A 6,003-nucleotide genomic window follows, 5' to 3' on the forward strand; every position below is an offset into this window, starting at 1 on the left:
ACGCCGAGATCTTCTGGGTCTCCACGGTCCGCCCCGACGGCAGGCCGCACATCACCCCCGTCATCGCCGCCTGGCACGACGGCGTGCTGTACTTCTCCACCGGGCCGGAGGAACAGAAGGCGAAGAACATCGCGCGGAACGCGCACTGCGCGCTGACCACCGGACGGAACTCCCTCACCGAGGGACTCGACCTGATCGTCGAGGGGACGGCGGAGCAGGTCACCGACCCGGCGACGGTCGAGGAGGTGATCGCCGCGTACGAGGCGAAGTACGGAGCGCACATCACCTCGCCCGAAGGCACCTTCCACGGCATCGGGGACGCGTTCCGCACCGGGCAAGCCGTGGTGTTCGCCGTGGAACCCGACACGGCGTACGGGTTCGGCCGGGAGGACGGCCTGTTCACCCACACACGGTGGACGTTCTGAGCGTCAGGACAGAGAGCGTCAGGACAGACGGTCGAGCCACTCCCGCATGAGTTGCCGCTCCGCCCCGCTGAGGACGGTCTGCTCCGGCAGGGCGGCGCGAAGCGCGCGGGCCGCTCCTGCCGGGCCGGTGTCCCGTACCGCCGGCTCGGGGTCCGTCACGGCGTTGGTCATGGCGTCGCGGAGGGTGGTCAGCAGGGCGGGGTTCCGGGCCTCCTCGGGGAGGGACAGCCAGGTCAGGGCGGCGCCCCGTCCCGTGGCGTGGATGATCTGCACCGCGAGGTCCTCGTCCACGCGCAGCCAGCCGCCGAGGGCGAGCCGGTGCACCCGCTCCTTCAGCATCCGCATCCCGGTCCGGAAGGCCGCCGACGTGGCCCGGCTGGGCTCGCTGTACATCAGGGCGTAGAGCGCGGGGTTGTCCACGGCGAACTCCACCGCCAGGTCCCACCCCACGCGCAGGCCCTCGATCGGGTCCTCCGGCTCGGGCGCCCCGTGCTTGGTGGCCAGGAACGCCTGGAAACCGTGCTCGGCCACCGCCTCCAGCAGGCCCTCCTTGTCGCCGAAGAGGCGGTAGATCGCCGGTGGCTGCAACCCCGCCGCGGCCGCGACGGCACGTGTCGTCACCGCCTCCCGGCCCTCCCGCTCCAGCAGGCCGATCGCCGCCTCGATGACCCGCTGCCGCGTCTTCTCCCGGCCCGCGGGCTCGCCGGTCGCTGTGCCCTCAGGGGCGCCACTCTGCATGTTCCAACGGTACCCGCCGAGCGATAACCCCGAAAATATCAGTGTTACCGTTGAGGCGATTCCAGCGGAAACAAGCAGCGGAGTACATCGTGATCATCGTTACCGGCGCCACCGGCCAGCTCGGCCGCCAGACCGTCGACCGCCTCCTGCACCGCGTCCCCGCCCACCGCGTCGGCGTCAGCGTCCGTGACCCGAAGAAGGCCGAGACCCTCGCCGCGCGGGGCGTCCGGGTGCGCGAGGGCGGCTTCACCGTCCCCGACAGCCTCGTCCACGCCTTCGAGGGCGCCAGTCAGGTGCTGATCGTCTCCGTCGACAAGTTCGGCGAGGAGGCCGTCCAGCAGCACCGGACGGCGATCGAGGCAGCCGTGAAGGCGGGCGCCCGGCGCGTCCTCTACACCAGCCACATGGCCGCGAGCCCCGCCTCGCGCTTCCAGGCGTGCCGCGACCACGCCGCCACCGAGGAGATCCTGCGGAGCTGCGGGGTGCCGTACACCTCGCTGCGCAACGGCTTCTACGCCGCGAGCGCCCTCCAGTTCCTCGGTCCCGCTCTCGACTCCGGACAGGTCGCGCTCCCCGAGGACGGCCCGGTGAGCTGGACCGCCCACGCCGACCTCGCCGAGGCCGCCGCCGCGATCCTGGCCGACGAGGGCCGTTACGACGGGACCACTCCGCCCCTCACCGCCACCCGGTCCCTCACCTTCGAAGATGTCGCCACCCTCGCCACCGGCATCACCGGCCGTCCCTTCACCCGCACCACGGTGCCGGACGACACGTTCCGCCGGCACCTGGCGGAGACCGGGCTCCCGGCCGACCGGGTGGAGGGCCTGATGGGTGTCTTCAACGCCGCCCGCGCCGGCGAGTTCGCCGCGCAGGACCCCACCCTCACCACTCTGATCGGCCGAGCCCCCATCGGACTGGAGGCGGTGCTACGCGGTCAACTCGCCTGACGCGGGCAGCACATGGTCGCCGACCCGGTCCGTGCTCAGGCACAGTGAGCAGACCACGGCGCCATGGGTGGCGCACGCCGTCACGTCGGGACGCTCGTACGCCTGGTGGCAGACGTGGCAGTCGTACACCGTGCCGCTCGGGTTGCCGTCCGGGTCCAGGAGGGGCTCCGGGATGCCGTCGTCCGGGCGCCGCAGGTAGTAGCGGCCCTTGGTGGCCACGGCCATCAGCGGGGTGAGGGCGAAGGCGATGACGGCGGCGGCGACGGGGGAGTACGGCTGGAGGGTGCCGCCGAAGGCGTGGAAGTACATCGCGATCGACAGTCCGGACGCCGCGAGGAAGGACACCACACCCACGGGGTTGACCGCGTGCAGCATGCCCCGGCGGAACTCCGGCGCGTGCGGGGAGAGTTTCAGCAGGTACTTGTTGACGCCGATGTCGGTGGCCACGGTGACGACCCACGCGATGGCGCAGTTGGAGTAGAAGCCCAGGATGCCGTTGAGGAAGCTGAACATGTCGGCTTCCATCAGGGCCAGCGCGAAGCCCAGGTTGACCAGCACGAAGACCATGCGGCCGGGATAGCGGCCGGTGAGCCGGGTGAAGGAGTTGGTCCAGGCGAGCGAGCCGGAGTAGGCGTTCGTCACGTTGATCTTGATCTGGCTGATCACCACCAGCACCACGGCCAGCGGGACCACCAGCCAGGACGGCAGCATCGCGTCGAAGGCGCCCTTGAACTGCTGGATGGGCTCGGGCGCGACCGACGGGCCGGCCGAGGCCAGGATGTAGACGGCGAGGAAGACCCCGATCGCCTGCTTCAGCGCGCCGAGCACCACCCAGCCGGGCCCGGCCATCACCACGGCCGTCCACCAACGGCGCTTGTTCGCCTCGGTCTTGGGCGGCATGAAGCGCAAGTAGTCGATCTGCTCGCCGATCTGCGCGATGAGGGAGAGGCAGACGCCCGCCCCGAGCAGCACGGAGGCGGTGCTCACGCCGCCGTCGCCGTCGGTGCCCGCATAGGAGAGGAAGCGGTCGACCGTGCCCGGATCGGTGACCACCAGGTACACCAGCGGCCCCACCATCAGCACCAGCCATACCGGTGTCGTCCACACCTGGAGCTTGCTCAGCGCCTTCATGCCGTAGATCACCAGCGGGATCACCATCAGCGTGGAGATCAAGTAACCCAGCCACAGCGGGAGCCCGAGGCCGAGCCGGAGGCCCTGGGCCATGATCGAGCCCTCGAGCGCGAAGAAGATGAAGGTGAAGCTGGCGAAGATGACGCTGGTGAGGACCGAGCCGTAGTAGCCGAAGCCCGAGCCGCGCGTGATCAGGTCCAGGTCGATGTTGTAGCGGGCGCCGTAGTAGGCGAGCGGGAAGCCGGTGACGAAGATGACGACGGCGGCCACCGCGATCGCCACCAGCGCGTTGCCGGTGCCGTGGGCCAGGCCGATACCGGCGCCGATCGAGAAGTCGGCCATGTACGCGATGCCGCCGAGCGCCGTGGTGGCCACCACCATCGGGGTCCAGCGGCGGTAACTCCGGGGCGCGTAGCGGAGGGTGTAGTCCTCCAGCGTCTCCTTGGTGGCCTGGCTCGTGGCCGGTGCCGCCGGGCCTTCGGCCGCCTCTGCCGTGGGTCGTGACTCTGTCGCGCTCATGCCACGCCTCTCTCCGTACGGGTACCGGGGGGAGACCTCCGTCCGGCAGCGCTGCCGGACGGAGGCCGGCGGGCCAGGCTACGAAGCGCTTGTTTCCCCGAGGCCCCGCCCGACGTGAACGGCCCGTTACACACCGTGGCTCAGCTGGGCGACCAGCCCGCGTCCCGCCCCGTGTCCCCGAGCAGCCGCTCGAACGGCGTCGCCCCGGCGGGAACCGGCACCGCCTCGGCGAACACCCTCGCGTTACGGCCCATCGGCGCGATCTTCTCCAGCTCCGGGGCCACTTCCTCGACGGTCGTCGCGTCCGGGGTGTACTCCTGGCCGGTGGCCCGCGCCAGGTCCCAGCCGTGCACCAGCAGGTCGCCCAGCACCATGTACGCCAGCGTGCGCTGCGGCAGGCCCATGCCGGGGGAGATGCCCTCCGCCGAACCGGGCGCCCTCCACGCCTCCGCGAGCCGTTCCCCCTCCTCGCGGAACCGGCTCCGCCAGTCGCCCTCGTCGAGATACTCGCCGACCGAGGCCAGGTCCGCGCGCTCCCCGACGGCCAGCTTCTGGAAATTGGTGACCACGTGGAAGAGGTGGTTGAGCAGGGCGCGTACGTCGTACTCGGAACAGGGAGTGGGAGCGCCGAGCTGTTCGTCGGTGATGCCGTCCACGACGGGGGCGGTGGCCCGGACGGCGCTGTCGATCAGGGAAGAGACTGAGTTCGCCATCGCTCCACCCTAGGGATGCGCGGGGCGGCGTGCGGAGAAACCGCTCGGCGTGCGTTCGCGCGGCGGGGCACCCGAAAGGCACCGCACCTTCACAGGGGCCGCCCGCTGGCCGGAGGAGCGGCGGGCATCCGTACAGCGCTGTCTGCCGGGGAGGAGCCCCCACCGTGGCCATCGTCGCAATCCTGCTGCTGCCGGTCGTGACCATGCTGCTGTACGGGATGGACCGTACCGAGGACTGGCTGGCGCGCGCCCCCCAACCGCCCCGCCACGCCCGGGGCCGCCATCTGCGCCTGATCCACGGCGGCCGGCGGCAGACGGCGGCCCCGGCCGGCCAGGGCGAAGCCGGGACCGAGGCCGCCTAGAACCTCAGCCGCGCGGGCTGCTGATCCGCTCCGGCTCGATGACGTAGATCACGCGCACCTGGTCCCGACCGCCGAACCACGGGTAAGGGCCACCCAGATACTTCCGCGCGAGCGCCTCGATGTGATCGACCGCACCCTCGGTGGTCACCCGCAGCACCCGGCCGCGGATCTGGGTGTACGACGACGGGTCGGCCGGGTCGGAGACCGCGACGGCCACCCGTGGGTCCCGCGCGATGTTCCGGGTCTTCTGGTGGGACTCCACGCTGTTGATCAGGACGTGCTCGCCGTCGGTGTCCACCCAGGTCTGGGTGAGCTGCGGCGAGCCGTCGGGCATCGTCGTGGCGATGTAGCAGATGCTGGCGCGGCGCAGCAGCGCGAGCAGATCGTCGCCGAGGGGTACGGGCACGGGGAGATCTCCGGCAGGTCGAGGGTCGATCGGGTGAAGAAGCGCAGGTGTGTTTGAGAGGGCCCAGGGTAACCGGGTGCGTGTACGACCCATGTGATAGCTGGTCAGAGGGAGAACCCGAGATGCTGATGGCCCACCCCGCCGTGCTGCAGAACCTGATCGAGCAGTACGACGCGCTGCGCATCCTGCACGCCCAGGAGGGCAGCGCCGAAGTGCGGCAGCGGATGGACGACATCGCGTACACCCTGTGCGTCGCCACCGGCACCCGGGACATCGACGCGGCGCTGATCGCCGCCCGGCACCGGCTGCCCGGCGCGCGCCCGCAGGACGACTCCCTCCTGCCCGCCTGAACTCCGCCGCACACGGCGCAGTCGGCCCGTCCACAGGGGCGATTTGAGTTGTGTGTGTCGAATACGTGTGGAAATCTGTCGGGCGTTGCACGTGGCCGGTGGATGCGAGACCGTTGTCATCGGTAAACGTTCTCGATCGACTGAGAGGTGGTGGAGCGCACGCTCGCGCTCCCCGACTGTGATTCCTTCTCCGGGTACACCCGATAGTCCGCAGACCGGTGGTGTCAGCGTCGACACGGCATGGGACGGCGCACCCTGTCCCGTGCTCGTGGTCGACGCCGACGGGACCCTGATCGAGACGAACAAGGCGGCACGCCGCCTGATACCGCTTGTGCCAGGGGACTCCGTCACGTCGGCGGCCATGCCGGCCTGGCTGGCCGCCGCCGACCGCGCGCTGCGCCTGGCGGGCACC

General features: G+C 70.8%; 8 protein-coding genes. 4 read left to right on the forward strand and 4 right to left on the reverse strand.

Going from position 1 to position 6,003, the window contains the following annotated elements; all coding sequences use genetic code 11:
• Window positions 1-425: pyridoxamine 5'-phosphate oxidase family protein (locus tag GT030_RS03430; RefSeq protein WP_161199768.1), on the forward strand; the 425-nt coding region annotated here is incomplete at its 5' end.
• An 18-nt stretch (window positions 426-443) separates the two neighbouring features.
• Here the strand turns inward: GT030_RS03430 and GT030_RS03435 are convergent.
• Window positions 444-1,163, reverse strand: coding sequence for a TetR/AcrR family transcriptional regulator (locus GT030_RS03435; protein WP_161199769.1), 720 nt, complete (start codon window positions 1,161-1,163; stop codon window positions 444-446).
• An 89-nt stretch (window positions 1,164-1,252) separates the two neighbouring features.
• Between GT030_RS03435 and GT030_RS03440 the strand changes: the two genes are divergently transcribed.
• Window positions 1,253-2,110 (forward strand): NmrA family NAD(P)-binding protein, encoded by an 858-nt coding sequence (locus tag GT030_RS03440; RefSeq protein WP_161199770.1) that lies wholly within the window; start codon window positions 1,253-1,255, stop codon window positions 2,108-2,110.
• Here GT030_RS03440 and GT030_RS03445 read toward each other — a convergent pair.
• Complete coding sequence (locus GT030_RS03445) at window positions 2,090-3,760, reverse strand: allantoin permease (protein WP_161199771.1); 1,671 nt, start codon at window positions 3,758-3,760, stop codon at window positions 2,090-2,092. The two genes, GT030_RS03440 and GT030_RS03445, sit on opposite strands and share 21 nt — an antisense overlap.
• A 140-nt stretch (window positions 3,761-3,900) precedes the next feature.
• Window positions 3,901-4,473, reverse strand: a complete 573-nt coding sequence (locus GT030_RS03450) for a TIGR03086 family metal-binding protein (protein ID WP_161199772.1) — start codon at window positions 4,471-4,473, stop codon at window positions 3,901-3,903.
• A 164-nt stretch (window positions 4,474-4,637) separates the two neighbouring features.
• Between GT030_RS03450 and GT030_RS03455 the strand changes: the two genes are divergently transcribed.
• Window positions 4,638-4,835, forward strand: coding sequence for a hypothetical protein (locus GT030_RS03455; protein WP_161199773.1), 198 nt, complete (start codon window positions 4,638-4,640; stop codon window positions 4,833-4,835).
• Window positions 4,836-4,839: 4 nt separating this feature from the next.
• Here the strand turns inward: GT030_RS03455 and GT030_RS03460 are convergent, their stop codons facing one another.
• Window positions 4,840-5,241 carry a PPOX class F420-dependent oxidoreductase gene (locus GT030_RS03460; protein ID WP_346009550.1) on the reverse strand — a complete coding sequence of 134 codons (402 nt, stop codon included), beginning with the start codon at window positions 5,239-5,241 and terminating at the stop codon, window positions 4,840-4,842.
• Between the two features lie 122 nt (window positions 5,242-5,363).
• Between GT030_RS03460 and GT030_RS03465 the strand changes: the two genes are divergently transcribed.
• Entirely contained in the window at window positions 5,364-5,591 is a 228-nt protein-coding gene (locus tag GT030_RS03465) for a DUF5133 domain-containing protein (RefSeq protein WP_030803872.1), read from the forward strand.
• Window positions 5,592-6,003: the final 412 nt, after the last annotated feature.

The organism is Streptomyces sp. SID1328 (assembly GCF_009865595.1).
Classification (GTDB): Bacteria; Actinomycetota; Actinomycetes; order Streptomycetales; family Streptomycetaceae; genus Streptomyces; species Streptomyces griseoluteus.